Origin of the sequence: Rhodococcus sp. IEGM 1370 (assembly GCF_033142325.1) — a bacterium.
Classification (GTDB): Bacteria; Actinomycetota; Actinomycetes; order Mycobacteriales; family Mycobacteriaceae; genus Rhodococcoides.
This window is the reverse complement of sequence record NZ_JAWLRY010000003.1, coordinates 124,984-141,080: the sequence shown is the minus strand read 5'-3', so window position 1 is coordinate 141,080 and position 16,097 is coordinate 124,984. Positions and strand designations below refer to the sequence as shown.

14 protein-coding genes are annotated in these 16,097 nt (G+C 66.2%); 9 read left to right on the top strand and 5 right to left on the bottom strand.

Annotated elements, in window-relative coordinates; all coding sequences use genetic code 11:
- The first annotated feature begins 2 nt into the window (after positions 1–2).
- Both R4P47_RS07040 and R4P47_RS07035 read left to right on the top strand, forming a co-directional pair.
- Positions 3–1,361 carry a DNA polymerase IV gene (locus R4P47_RS07040; protein WP_317784493.1) on the top strand — a complete coding sequence of 453 codons (1,359 nt, stop codon included), beginning with the start codon at positions 3–5 and terminating at the stop codon, positions 1,359–1,361.
- A 197-nt stretch (positions 1,362–1,558) separates the two neighbouring features.
- Complete coding sequence (locus R4P47_RS07035) at positions 1,559–2,044, top strand: hypothetical protein (RefSeq protein WP_176460298.1); 486 nt, start codon at positions 1,559–1,561, stop codon at positions 2,042–2,044.
- Positions 2,045–2,138: 94 nt separating this feature from the next.
- On the opposite strand, the gene R4P47_RS07030 is transcribed toward R4P47_RS07035, so the two are convergent.
- Both R4P47_RS07030 and R4P47_RS07025 read right to left on the bottom strand, forming a co-directional pair.
- The gene (locus tag R4P47_RS07030) at positions 2,139–2,882 is read right to left on the bottom strand and encodes a hypothetical protein (protein WP_317784368.1); all 744 of its coding nucleotides are present in this window, start codon (positions 2,880–2,882) and stop codon (positions 2,139–2,141) included.
- Positions 2,879–3,856 carry a hypothetical protein gene (locus tag R4P47_RS07025; RefSeq protein WP_317784367.1) on the bottom strand — a complete coding sequence of 326 codons (978 nt, stop codon included), beginning with the start codon at positions 3,854–3,856 and terminating at the stop codon, positions 2,879–2,881. The genes R4P47_RS07030 and R4P47_RS07025 overlap by 4 nt, the downstream gene beginning before the upstream one ends.
- An 89-nt stretch (positions 3,857–3,945) precedes the next feature.
- Here R4P47_RS07025 and lspA point away from each other — a divergent pair, with 89 nt between their 5' ends.
- The 4 genes from lspA to dnaE all read left to right on the top strand — a co-directional run bounded on the left by lspA (position 3,946) and on the right by dnaE (position 9,849).
- On the top strand, positions 3,946–4,578 hold the full coding sequence (gene lspA, locus R4P47_RS07020) for a signal peptidase II (RefSeq protein WP_411567310.1): 633 nt from the start codon (positions 3,946–3,948) through the stop codon (positions 4,576–4,578).
- Positions 4,575–5,501: an RluA family pseudouridine synthase gene (locus tag R4P47_RS07015; protein WP_032394372.1), complete on the top strand. Its 927-nt coding sequence runs from the start codon at positions 4,575–4,577 to the stop codon at positions 5,499–5,501. Before lspA ends, R4P47_RS07015 begins: the two co-directional genes overlap by 4 nt.
- Positions 5,501–6,166 (top strand): hypothetical protein, encoded by a 666-nt coding sequence (locus R4P47_RS07010; protein ID WP_317784491.1) that lies wholly within the window; start codon positions 5,501–5,503, stop codon positions 6,164–6,166. Before R4P47_RS07015 ends, R4P47_RS07010 begins: the two co-directional genes overlap by 1 nt.
- A gap of 146 nt (positions 6,167–6,312) precedes the next feature.
- Positions 6,313–9,849: a DNA polymerase III subunit alpha gene (gene dnaE, locus R4P47_RS07005; protein WP_317784366.1), complete on the top strand. Its 3,537-nt coding sequence runs from the start codon at positions 6,313–6,315 to the stop codon at positions 9,847–9,849.
- Here the strand turns inward: dnaE and R4P47_RS07000 are convergent.
- Positions 9,820–10,089 carry a hypothetical protein gene (locus R4P47_RS07000; RefSeq protein WP_317784365.1) on the bottom strand — a complete coding sequence of 90 codons (270 nt, stop codon included), beginning with the start codon at positions 10,087–10,089 and terminating at the stop codon, positions 9,820–9,822. The genes dnaE and R4P47_RS07000 overlap by 30 nt on opposite strands.
- 157 nt (positions 10,090–10,246) lie before the next feature.
- Between R4P47_RS07000 and R4P47_RS06995 the strand changes: the two genes are divergently transcribed.
- Together R4P47_RS06995 and ilvA are read left to right on the top strand one after the other, a co-directional pair.
- The gene (locus tag R4P47_RS06995) at positions 10,247–10,681 is read left to right on the top strand and encodes a nitroreductase family deazaflavin-dependent oxidoreductase (protein WP_269593913.1); all 435 of its coding nucleotides are present in this window, start codon (positions 10,247–10,249) and stop codon (positions 10,679–10,681) included.
- 106 nt (positions 10,682–10,787) lie between these two features.
- Positions 10,788–12,143, top strand: a complete 1,356-nt coding sequence (gene ilvA / locus R4P47_RS06990; protein ID WP_317784364.1) for a threonine ammonia-lyase IlvA — start codon at positions 10,788–10,790, stop codon at positions 12,141–12,143.
- 27 nt (positions 12,144–12,170) lie between these two features.
- Here ilvA and R4P47_RS06985 read toward each other — a convergent pair whose 3' ends face one another.
- Positions 12,171–12,695, bottom strand: coding sequence for a TetR/AcrR family transcriptional regulator (locus tag R4P47_RS06985; protein ID WP_317784363.1), 525 nt, complete (start codon positions 12,693–12,695; stop codon positions 12,171–12,173).
- 125 nt (positions 12,696–12,820) lie between these two features.
- Between R4P47_RS06985 and R4P47_RS06980 the strand changes: the two genes are divergently transcribed.
- A complete protein-coding gene (locus R4P47_RS06980) occupies positions 12,821–14,377 on the top strand; it encodes an MFS transporter (RefSeq protein ID WP_411567309.1) in 1,557 nt (518 codons plus the stop codon).
- On the opposite strand, the gene treZ is transcribed toward R4P47_RS06980, so the two are convergent.
- Positions 14,350–16,095: a malto-oligosyltrehalose trehalohydrolase gene (treZ, locus tag R4P47_RS06975; protein WP_317784489.1), complete on the bottom strand. Its 1,746-nt coding sequence runs from the start codon at positions 16,093–16,095 to the stop codon at positions 14,350–14,352. The two genes, R4P47_RS06980 and treZ, sit on opposite strands and share 28 nt — an antisense overlap.
- Between the last annotated feature and the right edge of the window lie 2 nt (positions 16,096–16,097).

Here is a 16,097-nt window from a genome sequence, read left to right as displayed (position 1 = left end):
CGATGTCGAACATCGCCGACGACACTCTGCGGAGTCGCCGATGGGTGCTGCACCTGGACATGGACGCGTTCTTCGCGTCCGCCGAACAGCTCACTCGCCCCACATTGCGGGGCCGCCCGGTTCTCGTCGGCGGCGCGGGTGGGCGGGGAGTGGTGGCCGGTTGCAGCTATCAGGCGCGTGCGTTCGGGGCGCGTTCTGCCATGCCGATGCATCAGGCCCGCCGACTCGTCGGAGCCGGGGCCGTGGTGTTGCCACCGCGGTTCGTTCTCTACTCCGAGCTCAGCCGACGCGCTTTCGAGGCACTACGCGGACCCATGCCCGTTCTCGAACAACTCTCGATCGACGAGGCGTTCGGTGAGCCGCTCGAACTCGCCGGTGCGACGGTTCACGAGGTCGAGCAGTTCTGCGCGGGCCTGCGCGCACTGATACTCGCCGAGACCGGACTGGTCGCCTCGATCGGTGCCGGATCCGGAAAACAGATCGCCAAGATCGCGTCGGGACTGGCCAAACCCGACGGCATCACCGTCGTTGCTCCGGGAATCCAGGCCGAGTTGATGGCTGCCCTGCCGGTTCGGAAACTGTGGGGGATCGGACCGGTGGCCGGAGAGCGCTTGCGGCGCTTGGGAATCGACACCATCGGCAAGTTCGTGGCCACGCCGGAGTCCGAGGTGGCCTCGATTCTCGGGGCCACGATGGGTCCGAGCCTGCATCAGCTCGCACGCGGGATCGACAATCGCGTCGTGGCCGAGCGGGCCGAGGCCAAGCAGGTCAGCGCCGAGACGACGTTCGCGCAGGACGTGATCTCTCTCGCTCAGCTCCGCCCGGCCATCGAGTCCATCGTCGAGTCGACGCATCGCCGGTTGCTGAAGGACGGTCGGGGTGCCAGGACGGTGGTACTGAAACTGCGCAAGTCCGACATGAGCATCATCACCCGATCGGCAACGTTGCCGTACGCGACGGTGGACAAGCAGACCATCGTGGCCACGGCGCAGCGACTTGCCGTCGATCCGGTCGACGTCGGGCCGATCAGGCTGGTCGGCGTCGGGCTGGCCGGGCTGTCGGCCGTGCGACAGGGTTCGCTGTTTCCCGAGCTGGAGTACGAGCCTGCCGCGGATGCGACCGAGGAGTCGCCCGCACCGATCGAGGCAGCCGCCGATGTCGTCGTCCCGGACGGTCCGCGGTGGCAACCGGGCATGGACGTCCGGCATCCCGACTTCGGTCACGGCTGGGTGCAGGGGGCCGGTCACTCGGTGGTGACCGTGCGATTCGAGACGCGAACCAGCGGGCCGGGAATCGCGCGCACCTTCGCCGAATCGGACGAGAACCTGGTCGTTGCCGACGTTCTCGACAGCCTGAAGTGAGTTGTGGCGTCGCTGAGGAAACTCTGTGAGGTTTCACAGGTATGCCGATCGCGTTGTGACTCGGGCGTGTCGAGCTGACATAGTGGACCAGGTCCGAGACGACCCCATTCCAGACGACCGACGAGTCACAGAACGATCGAGACGTGACTCAGAGTGAAAAGGACAAGCACTTGAAGCTTCGTAACACCCGACGGGCAATGGTTGCCGGCATCGCCATCGCCGGAGCGCTCACCATGACCGCCTGCAGCTCCGGAGGCGACGAAGAGCCCACCGCGACGACGACGGCGGTCACAACGTCTGCCGCTGCCGCTCCCGACGCCGGTGCGTACCCGCCGGTGCCGACCGTGGAGGACCTCAACGCTCAGCTCGTACGCGGGCTCGACCCCAACGTTCCGGTCGAGGAGAAGGCCGCCCTGATCCAGGGTGCATCCGAGGACCCCGAACTGATCAACCAGGTCGCCGCCGCTGCCGTCGCCAACAACGCGCAGATCGAGATCACCAGCATCGACGATCTCGGCACCGGCGTCCTCAACGCAGGCATCACGATCACGCTCAACGGCCAGGCCAACCCCGGCACCTTCCAGTTCGTCCCCGAGGACGGCGTCTGGAAGCTTTCCAAGGACAACGCGTGCGGCATCGTCTCGCTCGCGCAGCTGACCAGCCCGGCGTGCCCCGCACCCTGAGTCCTGCCGATCGTCTCTGACCGACAAGAACACTGCCGGTGACATGTCCCCTCGGGGACGTGTCACCGGCAGTTTTTCGTGGGCCCGGCTCGATTCACATGCTCGGTGTCACCGATCGAATGCGTTCGACGGCAGCCTCGGCGACAGCGGTCACGGTCTCCGGTTCCAGGCCGGCCTGATCCGAGACGACGATCTGGACGACGGTCGAGTCGACCACGGCCACCACCACATCGGAGACCAAGGTGAACCCTTCACTGCTGGTGGTCAGGCGTACCGAGGCCGATGCGTCGCCGACCGAGGACTGCTCCCGGCCCGCCAACGCGTAGTCGACGCTCACCCCGTCCGCGTCCGTGCCGCTGAACGTCGTGCACCCCACCCAAGCCTGCTGGATCGCCGTGAAGGCCTCGGCCGTGCCCGTATCGGGGTAGCTCGCCGCATCCTCGTCGATCGAGGAGAAGTTCGGTCCCGAGAAGCGGACGACTGCGTTCGAGGCCGCACCGCCCCGCTGCTCCGAGATCGGTGCCAGTACCGCAGCGCACTCGGCAGGGTCGGTACCGGACTCGTCGGGTGAGTCGTACTCGGGAGCCGGGTCGAGACCGAGATCCTGGACGGGGTCGGGAATCGAGGAGAAACCGTCCGGAAGGTCGCCGAGACCCAACATCGCTGCGGCAAGGACACCGGAGTCGGTGATCGGGGCACCGAGCAGGGGGTCGGGTGCGGGGACGGAGCTGGGCGCGGGTGCAGGGGTCGGGGCCGGCTCGTCTGCGCTGCACCCGGACGCGGCGACGCCGAGGACAGACAGCGCCGCCAGCAGCTGCGTCGCGGTCCGCGCCGTCATCGGGCAGCCCAGGTGATCGAATCTCCGACGGTCTGACGCAGCACGGTCGTGCTTTCGGGGTCGGTGTACATCTGCTCTCCACCTGCGGTGATCGATCCGCCGACGGGAAGCGGTCGGGTCAGATCGATCTCGAGCGTTCCCGATCCGGTGAACGTGTAGGTCTCGATGTTCAGCGTCCCCGCGTCGTCGGGCAGGTTCCAGGTGGTCGATTCGGGTGTCTGGGTGATCGCGACGTCCAGGGTCGCTCGGTCACCGTCGAGTGCTCGCAGCGTGACCGTGGTGCGCTGGTTCAACGTGATGCCGCTCAGTACCTGTTGATCGACGGTCCATGTCGCGCCCACTCCCACCTCGGCCTCGGGGAAGTCGACGGAGCGGTACACCGCGGCGTTCAACGAGCGTTCGATCGCCGCGCGGGCGGTGTCGAGCGCGGCGTCGGCGGGGGTGATGTGCAGTGCGGTGATCGCTCCCGAGTCGGTGGTCGCCAGCCGTGCCGACGAGCCCTCGGATGCGGAGAGGGCGTCGGTCAGTCCCTCGTCGGGCGACGTCGCAGCTCCGATGGTCAGCTCGACGGACCGGGTAGCGCCGGTCGAGGCGTCGTCGTCCGGGACGGTGTCGGACGTCGATGCGGACAGGGGCACGGTCAGTTCGGGGCTGGAGAAGTCCTGTGGAGCCCCGTCGCTGATCTGCTGCGAGACGGTGGAGGTGGTGGTGAGGTCCACGTTCTGCTCGTTCGCGTCGGAGGTTTCGAAGGCCAGTACGCGTCGCGGTTCGGTGCCGGGGTCGACCACGGTGGTGGTCGTCGGCGTCACGGCGATCGTCACCTCGTTCGAGGACGCCGCCTGCTCGGGAGCGGGATCGGTGTCGGTGTCGGTGCTCGAACATCCGGCGACGAGGACCACTGCACAGCAGGCAGCGAGGAAACCGGAGCGGACGGTGCCGGAGCGGACGGTGCGGAAACGATCGGTCGACTTCACGGCCACCAGGCTACTGACACCGCCCGTGGAGACCGGTGGTGCGCGGCACGGATGAGGACCCGCCGCCGTCCATACGCCATGATGGACAGGTGAGTGAAGACCGCGCCGACGATCCGCCAGCCGAGACGAGTAGTGTTCCGGCACCGAACGAGACCGCGGACTCGCAGGTGACCGATACCGACAGCGCCGTGAATCGACTTCCGAAGCCGCTCAGGACGCGGTTGCTGATCGCGATCGCGGCCGTGATTCTGTTGTTCGACCTCGTGACCAAGATCGTGGTGGTGCACTACGTCAAGCCCGGCAACCCGATTTCGGTCGTCGGAGATGTCGTGACGTTGCGGTTGGTACGCAACCCCGGTGCGGCGTTCTCGATGGCCACCGGGATGACCTGGTTGCTCACGGTCGTGGCAGTCGCGGTCGTCATCGGTGTGATCAAGATCGGTCGGACGCTGCGATCACCGTGGTGGGCACTGGGATTGGGTCTGGTTCTCGGCGGTGCACTCGGCAACCTGATCGACCGTTTTTTCCGCGCACCGGGGCCGTTCCAGGGACACGTCGTCGACTTCGTGTCGGTGGGCTGGTGGCCGGTGTTCAACGTTGCCGACTCGTCCATCGTCTGTGGTGCGATCCTGCTCGTCGTGCTGAGCCTGTTCGGGTTCGAGCCGAACGGCGAACGGGTGACCAAGGCGAACTCCGATGCCGCAGCCGAGGCCGACAAGTGAGGGAATCGCGCTCGATGCCGGTGCCCGACGGTCTGGACGGAATGAGGGTGGACGCCGGTCTCGCTCGGCTGCTCGGGCTCTCGCGTACCGTCGCCGCGACCCTGGCCGAGGAGGGCTCGGTTCTGGTCGATCACGGTGCCGTCGGCAAGTCCGACCGGCTGGCCGCTGGTTCGTGGCTCGAAGTGACGCTGCCCGAGCCGGCCCGCGAGTTGACGATCGAGGCGGAGCCGGTCGAGGGGATGGAAATCCTCTATGCAGACGACGACATCGTGGCCGTCGACAAGCCCGTCGGGGTGGCCGCGCATGCCAGCGTCGGCTGGACCGGCCCCACCGTCATCGGTGGTCTCGCGGCCGCCGGTTTCCGGATTTCGACCTCCGGTGCGCACGAGCGGCAGGGCATCGTCCATCGTCTCGACGTCGGCACGTCCGGAGTCATGGTGGTCGCCACGTCCGAGCGGGCGTACACCGTGCTCAAGCGGGCGTTCAAGGCGCGCACCATCGACAAGCGTTACCACGCACTGGTGCAGGGCCATCCGGATCCGAGCAGTGGAACGATCGATGCTCCGATCGGTCGACACGGCAGCAACGACTGGAAGTTCGCCGTCCGTGCCGACGGCAAGCCCAGCGTCACCCACTACGACACGGTCGAAGCGTTCCAGGCCGCGAGCCTGCTGGACGTGCACTTGGAAACCGGTCGCACGCACCAGATTCGGGTGCACTTCTCGGCTCTGCGACATCCGTGCTGCGGCGATCTGACCTATGGTGCCGATCCGCGGCTGGCCGAACGGTTGGGCCTGGAACGGCAATGGCTGCACGCACGGTCGCTCGGCTTCGCGCATCCGTCCGACGGCCGCTGGGTGGAAATCGAGAGCAAGTATCCGGCCGACCTCGAGCACGCACTCGAGGTGCTTCGGAAGGCGTGATGCGCACCAGCGGAGTCTCCGGTGTGCTCGGCGGCGTCGTTGCCGCTGCGCTCGTCCTGGGGTCGCTCGCCGTGGTCGGCCACCTCAATCCGGTACGACAGCTGAGTGTGAGCACCGACCGGCTCGGCCCGGACAGCGGAGAGCAGGTGACCGACTACCTGGCCCGTGCCGAGGCGAGCCTGCGAAGCGACAACGCCGAACCTCGGTGGGGTTCGGTGTCGTTCGATCGCGAACTCACCGCCGAACAGGCCTATGCCGTCGCCGACGGGGTTCGTATCTCGCAGGTGCTCCTGCGTGTTCCGCTCGATCGCGTGCAGACTCCCATACTCACCGTCGGCGTGCCGGGCAGCGAACGGTCGGTACTGAATTCGGCCGCGCGCGCAGCGAGCCTGGCGACCGAATCGTTCGGGGTGGGGGATCGGCAGGCGCAGATCGCCGCAGTGTCGCAGCGACGTCTCCTCGACGGGTGTGCGTGTGTGGTGACGGTGGTGGTGCGCGGGACCCCTGCCGAGTTGACCGAGCTGGCCGGCCGCGCCGATGTGCGAGCGGTGCAGGCGCTTCCGCCGGATGCGGTGTCCGGCAAGTTCGCGGTCGAGCCACTCCTGCCGGAGTACGTCGACGTCGTCGGGCCGCTTCCGGACGACGGTCCCGTGCCGACCGAATGAGGTGAATCCTCGTCGCATCCGTCACACCTGTCACGTCCTCCCAGGACACACCGGCAGCGTGAAAATTCTGTCGGTTCGACCGCTTACAGTTAGTACGTTCGCGGCTCGTTTCTTCGCCGACGCTCGACCTTCAGGAGAGAACCTTCGTGGCCGATTCGTTCGTTCATCTGCACAACCACACCGAATATTCGATGCTCGACGGTGCCGCCAAGATCGGCGCGATGTTCGCCGAGGCAGCACGGTTGGAGATGACGGCAGTCGGCATGACCGACCACGGCAACATGTACGGGGCCAGCGAGTTCTACAACGAGGCCAAGAAGGCCGGAATCAAGCCGATCATCGGCATCGAGGCCTACATTGCCCCCGAGTCCCGGTTCAACAAGAAGCGCGTGCTGTGGGGTGACCGCAGTCAGAAGTCCGACGACGTCTCCGGTAGCGGTGCTTACACGCACATGACGATGGTCGCCGAGAACGCCACCGGGGTCCGCAACCTGTTCAAGCTGTCCTCGCTCGCCTCCATCGAGGGTCAGCTGGGCAAGTGGGCCCGGATGGACGAGGAGATCATCGCCTCGCACGCCGAGGGCATCATCGCCACCACCGGCTGCCCGTCGGGCGAGGTGCAGACTCGGTTGCGACTCGGCCAGGAGCGTGAGGCGCTCGAGGCCGCCGCCAAGTGGCGCGAGATCTGGGGCCCGGAGAACTTCTTTCTCGAACTGATGGATCACGGCCTGTCCATCGAGCGGCGTGTCCGCGAAGGCCTGCTCGACATCGGCAAGAAGCTCTCGATTCCGCCGCTGGCCACCAACGACTGCCACTACGTCACCAAGGATGCCGCCGAGAACCACGAGGCGCTGCTGTGCATCCAGACCGGTAAGACGCTCAGCGATCCCACTCGCTTCAAGTTCGACGGTGACGGCTACTACCTGAAGTCCGCCGCCGAGATGCGCGAGCTCTGGGACGATCAGGTGCCCGGTGCCTGCGACAGCACCCTGCTCATCGCCGAGCGAGTGCAGCCGTACGACGAGGTGTGGGCGCACCGCGACCGGATGCCGATCTTCCCCGTACCCGAGGGCCACACTCAGGGCACGTGGTTGCGCCACGAGGTCATGACCGGGCTCGAGCGTCGGTTCCCCGACGGACCGGCCGAGGACTACCTCGCGCGCGCGGAGTACGAGATCAAGGTCATCCTCGAGATGGGCTTCCCGGCCTACTTCCTCGTGGTCGGCGACCTGATCAACCACGCCAAGGCCGTCGGCATCCGCGTCGGGCCCGGCCGAGGATCCGCAGCCGGATCGTTGGTCGCGTACGCCATGGGCATCACCAACATCGACCCACTGCCGCACGGTCTGCTGTTCGAGCGATTCCTCAACCCCGAGCGTGTGTCGATGCCCGATATCGATATCGACTTCGATGATCGTCGCCGCGGTGAGATGGTCCGCTACGCCACCGAGAAGTGGGGCAGCGATCGAGTGGCCCAGGTGATCACGTTCGGCACCATCAAGACCAAGGCCGCCATCAAGGACTCCGCACGAGTGCAGTTCGGCCAGCCCGGCTTCGGAATCGCCGATCAGATCACCAAGGCGCTGCCGCCGCCCATCATGGCCAAGGACATCTCGGTGGCCGGCATCACCGACCCCGCGCACGAGCGCTACAAGGAAGCCGTCGAGGTTCGAGCGCTGATCGACTCCAACCCCGACGTCGCGACCATCTACAAGACGGCCAAGGGACTCGAAGGCCTGATTCGCAATGCAGGCGTGCACGCCTGCGCGGTCATCATGTCCTCCGAGCCGCTCACCGATGCCATCCCGGTGTGGAAGCGCGCGCAGGACGGCGCGATCATCACCGGCTGGGACTACCCGTCGTGCGAGGCCATCGGCCTGCTCAAGATGGACTTCCTTGGTCTGCGAAACCTCACCGTCATCGGTGACGCCATCGACAACATCAAGGCCAACCGCGGCATCGAGATCGACCTCGACGCTCTCCCGCTCGACGACCCGGCGACCTTCGACCTGCTCTCTCGCGGAGACACTCTCGGCGTCTTCCAGCTCGACGGCAGCGCCATGCGTGATCTGCTCCGCCGTATGCAGCCCACCGGTTTCGAGGACATCGTCGCCGTCCTGGCCCTGTACCGGCCGGGTCCGATGGGCATGAACTCGCACAACGATTACGCCGACCGCAAGAACGGTAGGCAAGAGGTCAAGCCGATTCACCCGGAGCTCGAAGAGCCGCTCAAGGTGATTCTCGGCGAGACGTACGGCCTGGTGGTCTACCAGGAGCAGATCATGCAGCTCGCGCAGAAGGTGGCCGGCTACACGCTCGGTCAGGCCGACCTGCTGCGTCGAGCCATGGGCAAGAAGAAGCTCTCCGAGCTGGAGAAGGCCTACGCCGGGTTCCGGCAGGGCATGTTGGACAACGACTTCTCCGAGGCGGCCATCAAGGCGCTGTGGGACACCGTGCTGCCCTTCGCGGGCTACGCGTTCAACAAGTCTCACTCCGCGGGCTACGGCCTGGTGTCGTACTGGACGGCATACCTCAAGGCCAACTACCCGGCCGAGTACATGGCAGGCCTGCTCACCAGCGTCGGCGACGACAAGGACAAGGCCGCGATCTACCTCGCCGACTGTCGCAAGCTCGGTATCACGGTGCTGCCACCGGACGTCAACGAGTCCGAACTCAACTTCGCGTCGGTGGGCAAGGACATCCGGTTCGGTCTCGGCGCTGTCCGCAATGTCGGTACCAATGTGGTCGCGTCGATCATCAGGGCGCGATCGGAGAAGTCGAAGTACACCGACTTCTCCGACTACCTCGGCAAGATCGACGCGATCGCGTGCAGCAAGAAGGTCACCGAATCCCTCATCAAGGCAGGTGCTTTCGACTCGCTCGATCATCCGCGCAAAGGTCTGATGCTCATTCACGCCGATGCGATCGACGCGGTGATGGGTACCAAGAAGGCCGAGGCGATCGGCCAGTTCGACCTGTTCGGCGGCGAGGACGCCGACGAGTCGATCTCCGCGGTGTTCAACGTCCGGGTGCCGGACGAGGAGTGGGAATCCAAGCATCGGCTCGCCCTCGAGCGCGAGATGCTCGGTCTCTATGTCTCGGGCCACCCGCTCCTGGGCGTCGAGCACATGCTGGCGGCGAAGTCCGACTGCAACATCCCGACCATCCTCGAGGGTGACATCAAGGACGGCACCCAGGTCACCGTCGGCGGCATTCTGGCCTCGGTGAACCGTCGGATCAACAAGAACGGTCTGACGTGGGCGTCGGCTCAGCTCGAGGACCTGGCCGGTGGTATCGAGGTGCTGTTCTTCCCACAGGCGTACTCGGTGTTCGGTGCCGATGTCACCGAGGACTCGGTGGTGCTGGTCAAGGGTCGGGTTTCGGTGCGTGACGACCGAGTTTCCTTGATCGCGAACGACCTTGCGGTGCCCGATCTTTCGGCCATCGGTATCGACAAGCCGCTCGCAGTGAGTCTACCGACGCGACTGTGCACCGCCGACAAGGTCGGCGCGCTCAAGCGGGTGTTGATCAGTCACCCCGGGACCTCGGACGTCCATCTGCGGCTGGTCAGCGGCGACAAGATCACCACGATGAAGCTGGACGACAGCCTGAGGGTGACGCCGACCTCGGCGTTGATGGGCGACCTGAAGGCGCTACTGGGGCCGGGCTGCCTGACGGGCTGACGCCGGCGCGGTCGAACCCAGCTCGGTCAGCCGCAGCGTCCACCAGGCGACTACGGCGACCGCTGCGCCGGCCAGCACGGCTGCCTGCAGCGAGCCTGCGATGACGAGGGTCGCGGCGAACACGAGAAATCCGAGTGCGATGGCTTCGAGCTTGTATACCGGCCACGCGGTGCCTGCCACGTCCGTGGTGCGCAGGGTAGGAGCGGGTCGACGGCTCACCTGGGTGCTCGTGTAGGTCATCGCGTTCTCCTCTGGTGCCACCGGCAGATTCGGGTCTCCGCTGCGGGAAGTTCAGACTATACCCAACAAAAGATTCGGTCTACCGAACTTGCCCTCCGGACTGGCATTGTTGGCGATCTCCTGGCGTCGCCACGTCGGTGGGTGTTGACTGAAAGCCATGCCATTGACAGGAGAATACGAACCGAGTTCATCCGACTGGGCCCGCGAGCAGGCCGAGCTGTACGAGAACTCCGGCGGAACCGAAGGCACGATGATGAACGGCATGCCGGTCGTGCTGCTGACCACGAAGGGCAACAAGAGCGGCAAGCTCCGCAAGTCGCCGTTGATGAGGGTCGAACACGACGGCGAGTACGCCATCGTCGCCTCCCTCGGCGGCGCACCGAAACACCCCGTCTGGTACCACAACGTCAAGGCCGAGCCACTGGTCGAGCTGCAGGACGGTCCCGAGAAGCACGACTACATCGCACGTGAAGTGACCGGCGACGAGAAGGCCGTGTGGTGGGAACGCTCGGTTGCCGCGTACCCCGACTACGCTGACTACCAGAAGAAGACCGACCGCGAGATACCGGTTCTGGTTCTCTCGCGCGCCTGAGTCGCCGTGGCCGGCGTTCCGGAGTCGAGCCTGCGGAACGACCCGGTGTCCAGCGTGGAACGGTCCCGGATGGGCAACCGTTCCACGCTGGTGGCAGCATGTCCTGGTGTCTTCATCCCCTGAACTCGCCTCCCAGCACTCATCGTCGGTAGCCGTCACCGCTGCCGACATCGATGCCGCTGCGGTGCGAATTTCTTCGGTGGTGGCCGCGACACCCCTGCAGCTGTGCGAGCGGCTGTCTGCGGAGACGGGCGCGAAGGTCTACCTCAAGCGCGAGGACCTGCAGATCGTGCGGTCGTACAAGATTCGCGGGGCATACAACCTGATGGATCAGCTGACGGACGCCGAGCTCGCCGTGGGCGTGGTGACGGCGAGCGCCGGGAACCATGCGCAGGGCGTCGCATTCGCATGCCGCACGATGCAGGTGCGGGGGAGGATCTACGTCCCGGCCAACACCCCGAAGCAGAAGCGTGACCGCATCCGGGTGCACGGTGGGGAGTTCGTCGATCTCATCGTCATCGGCGACACGTTCGACGCGGCGGCTGCCGCCGCTGCCGAGGATGTCGCTCGTACCGGTGCCACGATGGTGCCGCCGTTCGACGACCCCCGAACCGTGGCCGGCCAGGGCACCATCGCCGCCGAGATCGTCGACCAGCTCGGCGGCGCGCCGGATGTCGTCGTGATGCCGGTCGGCGGCGGCGGATGCATCGCGGGCATCTCGAGCTACCTGCGCGAGCGAGCACCGCAGACCTCACTGGTCGGCGTCGAGCCGTCCGGAGCCGCGTCGATGACCGCCGCACTGATCGCCGGTGGTCCGGTGACGCTCGCCGACATCGATCCGTTTGTCGACGGAGCAGCCGTCCGCCGCATCGGAGACGTGCCGTACGCCGCGCTGCGGTCGCTGGGAGCGAGTGTGGTCTCGCATGCCTCGCTGCCGCTGCTCACTGCGCCGGTGTTCAACAGTGCGGGCCCGGGCGCGTTCCTGATCACGCAGATCGACGAGGGCGCGATCTGCACGGCGATGCTGGCGCTCTACCAGAACGAGGGCGTCATCGCCGAGCCCGCGGGCGCACTCGCGGTGGCTGCGCTCGAGCACCTCGACATCGCCCCTGGCAGTACCGTCGTGTGCCTGGTCTCGGGTGGTAACAACGACGTCTCCCGTTACGGCGAAATCCTCGAGCGCTCTCTGGTCCACCTGGGGCTCAAGCACTACTTCCTGGTCGATTTCCCACAGGAACCCGGGGCGCTGCGCCGATTCCTCGACGAGGTGCTCGGCCCCGAGGACGACATCACGCTGTTCGAGTACGTCAAGCGCAACAACCGCGAGACCGGTGCGGCTCTGGTGGGCGTCGAACTCGGGTCGGCGGCCGGATTGAGCCCGCTGCTCGAACGTATGCGGGATTCGCACCTGCACGTCGAGCAGCTGGAGCCGGGCTCTCCGGTGTACCGCTACCTGACCTGAGTCGGCGCACCGGACCTACCCGCGGAGTTACCGGCCGAGGAGGCGATCGACCACCCGTCGATGCAGGTCGGGGTCCACGCCCGGGAGATCGAGAAGGGCTCCGAGGTAGATGCCGTCGCCGACGAGTCGGATGATCTCGGCCTGAACCGGATCGTCGATCTCGGTGCGCAGACCCTCGTCCCACAACCGCATCATCTCTGTGACGGCGTCCTGCACCTCGCCGGAATTACCGTCGACGCTGCGCAACGCGGCCAGGGTCGATCGATACAGCGCGATCTCCTTCTCGGAGATGGAGTCGGGTGGTTGCAGATACCACTCGGCCACCGAGGTACCGCCTGCTGCGGCGTCGGCGCGTTGCTTGTCGGCTTGGGCACCGAGTCGTCGCACCATGGCGGCAATCAGCGCGTCCTTGGTCTTGAAGTGATAGAGCAGGCCGCCCTTGGAGACGCCTGCGGCGGCGGCGACACTGTCGAGGGTCACTTTGGTCATGCCGTGTTCGATCAGCATCGATTCGAGTGCGTCGAGTATTCGGTCGCGGGTGTCCGATGACATGAAAGTCACTTTACCGGCTGGACGGTTCGCGGTACTCTCGATCACTGTACCGGCTGGACGGTCGGTACGTGTCGTCGCTTCGGCCGGCCTGTACGGTCGCCGAGCGCAGAACGTAGGAGATCGTGGTGAGTGACGTGCGCACCGGTTCGGTGCACGAGGTCGACGGAGCGTCCGAGCATCGGGCCGGCCCCCGAGATTGGCTCGGGTTGGTGGTGCTTGCCTTCGCGGTGCTGCTCATCGCTGTGGACGGCACCGTCCTCGATCTCGCCCTGCCGTTCGTCAGCGCGGATCTGGCACCCACCAGCAACCAGCTGCTGTGGATCATCGACGTCTACTCGTTCGTCCTGGCCGGCCTGCTCATCACCATGGGCACGCTCGGCGATCGAATCGGTCGTCGTCGACTGCTGCTGATCGGAGCAGCGGGCTTCGGTCTCGCCTCGCTCGTCGCCGCGGTGTCGACCAGCGCCGAGATGCTCATCGCCGCCCGGGTGCTGCAGGGCATCTCCGGCGCAACTCTGATGCCCGCGACTCTCGGCCTGATCAGGACCATCTTCCTGAACCCGCGTCAACGCGTCGCCGCGATCGGCGTGTGGGGCGCGATGGCAGGCGGCGGTGCCGCCGCAGGCCCGCTCGTGGGCGGCTGGCTGCTCGAGCATTACTGGTGGGGATCGGTGTTCCTCATCAACATCCCCGTGATGATCGTGCTGATCGCGCTCGGGCCCCTGGTCATCCCCGAGTCCAAGGATCCGAACCCGGGGCGCTTCGACCTGACGAGCTCGGCACTGTCGATGCTTGCCATCGTCCCCGTGGTGTTCGCGGTGAAAGAGACTGCGGCACACGGATTCGACGTGGTCTACCTGCTCTCCGCGGTGGTCGGCGTCATCGCCGGGTACGTGTTCGTCCGTCGGCAGCGGACTCTTGCCGCCCCGATGATCGACCTACGACTGTTCGCCAACCGGGCGTTCTCGACGGGCGTGGCCACGAACTTCCTGTCGGTGTTCGCCCTCGCCGGGGTCTTGTTCTTCGGCTCGCAGTACCTGCAGCTCGTGCTCGGCAACAGCCCACTCGAAGCCGGACTGTTGCTGCTGCCCGGCACCGCCGCCAGTATCGTCACCTCACTGCTGGTCGCGGTCCTGGTTCGATACTTCAGCGCGGGAACGGTTCTGGGTGTTGCGATGATCGTCGCCGCCGCGGGCGCAGGCATCCTGGTCGGACTCGCGACCGACAGCGGACCGGCGTTGTTCATCGCCGGATTCGTCCTGGTGGGAGCCGGGGTCGGTGTGGCGCTCACGCTGACCTCCGAGTTGGTCGTCAGCTCCGTCGAACCCGAACGAGCGGGAGCGGCCTCGGCGGTGTCGGAGACCGCATACGAGTTGGGTATCGCGTTGGGTGTCGCCGTACTCGGCACCGTGGTCATGGCCATCTTCCGCCGCGGAATCGACGTCACCCAGTTGACCCCGGAACTCGGAGCCAGGGCAGGGGAGACACTCGGCGGCGCGGATGCGGTGGCTCGTGAGTTGCCGGACTCGGTGGCGACGGTTCTGCTCGATTCCGCGCATGCTGCGTTCGTGTCGGGCATGCATGTCGCGGCCGTCGCCACCGCGGTGGTGCTGGCGATCACCGCCGTGTTCGTCCTGGTCAATCTACGTAAGCGTCAGGACTCCAGCACGACGACGGAGTGACCGGGAACCGTGGTGGCAGAGCCGGTCTCGTCCGAGGTCGTCGGCTCCCACTCGAGCAGTGCGGAGCCGCCGACCGGCACCGTCACCGCGGATTCGGACAGGTTGCACACCACGCTGATGCGGCCTCGGCGAACGACGATCCACTGCGCGTCCTCGTCGTACTCCACCTTCACGTGGTCGAGCCACGGATCGGTCAGTTCGGTCCGGTCACGACGCAGCCGCAACAGATCGCGGTAGACGGCCAACAGTCGCCCATGATCGCCGTCGCCCAGCTCCGACCAGTTCAGCTTGGACCGCGTGAACGTCTCGGGATCCTGCGGATCGGGGATATCGCTCTTGTCCCAACCGTGTTCGGCGAACTCCGCCTTGCGCCCCTCTGCGGTGGCCTTGCCCAGCTCGGGCTCGGGGTGCGAGGTGAAGAACTGGAACGGCGTCGACGCTCCCCATTCCTCGCCCATGAAGAGCATCGGAGTGTAGGGCGAGGTCAGCACCAGGGCGGCCTTGATCGCGAGCTGGCCGGGTGAGAGGTAGAAGCCCGGTCGGTCGCCGATCGCGCGGTTGCCCACCTGATCGTGTGTGGTCGTGTAGGTCACCAGGGAACTGGCCGGGATACGCCGGGTGTCCAGTGGGCGACCGTGGATGCGACCGCGGAAACTCGAGTACGTTCCGGCGTGAAAGAAGCCCTGCCGCAGCGTGTTCGCAAGCCCCTGCAGTGAACCGAAATCACCGTAGTAACCCTGCCGCTCACCGGAGACTGCGGCGTGGATCGCGTGGTGGATGTCGTCGTCCCACTGGGCGTCGAGTCCGTAACCGCCACCCGACCGAGCAGTGATCAGCATCGGATCGTTGAGATCGCTCTCGGCGATCAGGGTCAGTGGCCGGCCCAGATGAGCGGAGAGGCTTCGGGTTTCGATCGAGAGCTGTTCGAGGAGGTGCATCGCAGTGTGGTCGACGATCGCGTGCACCGCGTCGAGTCGCAGCGCGTCGATGTGGAACTCGGAGAACCATCGCAGCGCGTTGTCGAGGGCGTAGCGCCGCACCTCGCCCGAGTCGGCCTCGGCGTAGTTGATCGCCTGGCCCCAACTGTTGGCACCCTCGGTCATGTACGGGCCGAAGCGGTCGAGGTAGTTGCCGGACGGGCCGAGGTGGTTGTAGACCACGTCCAGAACGACGCCGATGCCGTGGCCGTGGCACGCATCGACCAAGCGCTGCAAGCCTTCCGGGCCGCCGTACGCCTCGTGCACGGTGTACCAGAGAACACCGTCGTAGCCCCAGTTGTGCACGCCGTTGAACCCGTTGACCGGCATGATCTCGATGAATGTCACGCCGAGATCGACGAGATGATCGAGCTTGGTGACGGCCGCATCGAACGTGCCCTCGTCGGTGAACGTGCCGATATGGAGTTCGTAGATCGACGAGCCGGGCAGCTGCCGGCCGGTCCAGGCCGCGTCGGTCCACAGCGTCGGATCGACCTCGAAGACCTGGGACAGCTCGTGGACTCCGTCGGGCTGCCGCGGCGACCGCGGATCCGGGAGCGCCTTCTCTGCGTCGTCGAGCAGGAAGCCGTAACGACTCGTCGGGCTGCACTCGACGTCCTCATGCCACCACCCGTTCGAGGAGCGCTGCATCGGATGCACCGTGTCGTCGAGTTGGAGGCGGACCGTCTCGGGGGTCGGTGCCCAGACCTGGAACCGACGAGTCGCGGCTGCCGAGGTCACTG

Coding starts and splice junctions, on each gene's coding strand:
- R4P47_RS07040 (WP_317784493.1), top strand. CDS start 3: ATGTCGAACATCGCCGACGACACTCTGCGGAGTCGCCGATGGGTGCTG.
- R4P47_RS07035 (WP_176460298.1), top strand. CDS start 1,559: ATGGTTGCCGGCATCGCCATCGCCGGAGCGCTCACCATGACCGCCTGC.
- R4P47_RS07030 (WP_317784368.1), bottom strand. CDS start 2,882: ATGACGGCGCGGACCGCGACGCAGCTGCTGGCGGCGCTGTCTGTCCTC.
- R4P47_RS07010 (WP_317784491.1), top strand. CDS start 5,501: ATGCGCACCAGCGGAGTCTCCGGTGTGCTCGGCGGCGTCGTTGCCGCT.
- R4P47_RS07000 (WP_317784365.1), bottom strand. CDS start 10,089: ATGACCTACACGAGCACCCAGGTGAGCCGTCGACCCGCTCCTACCCTG.
- R4P47_RS06995 (WP_269593913.1), top strand. CDS start 10,247: ATGCCATTGACAGGAGAATACGAACCGAGTTCATCCGACTGGGCCCGC.
- R4P47_RS06985 (WP_317784363.1), bottom strand. CDS start 12,695: ATGTCATCGGACACCCGCGACCGAATACTCGACGCACTCGAATCGATG.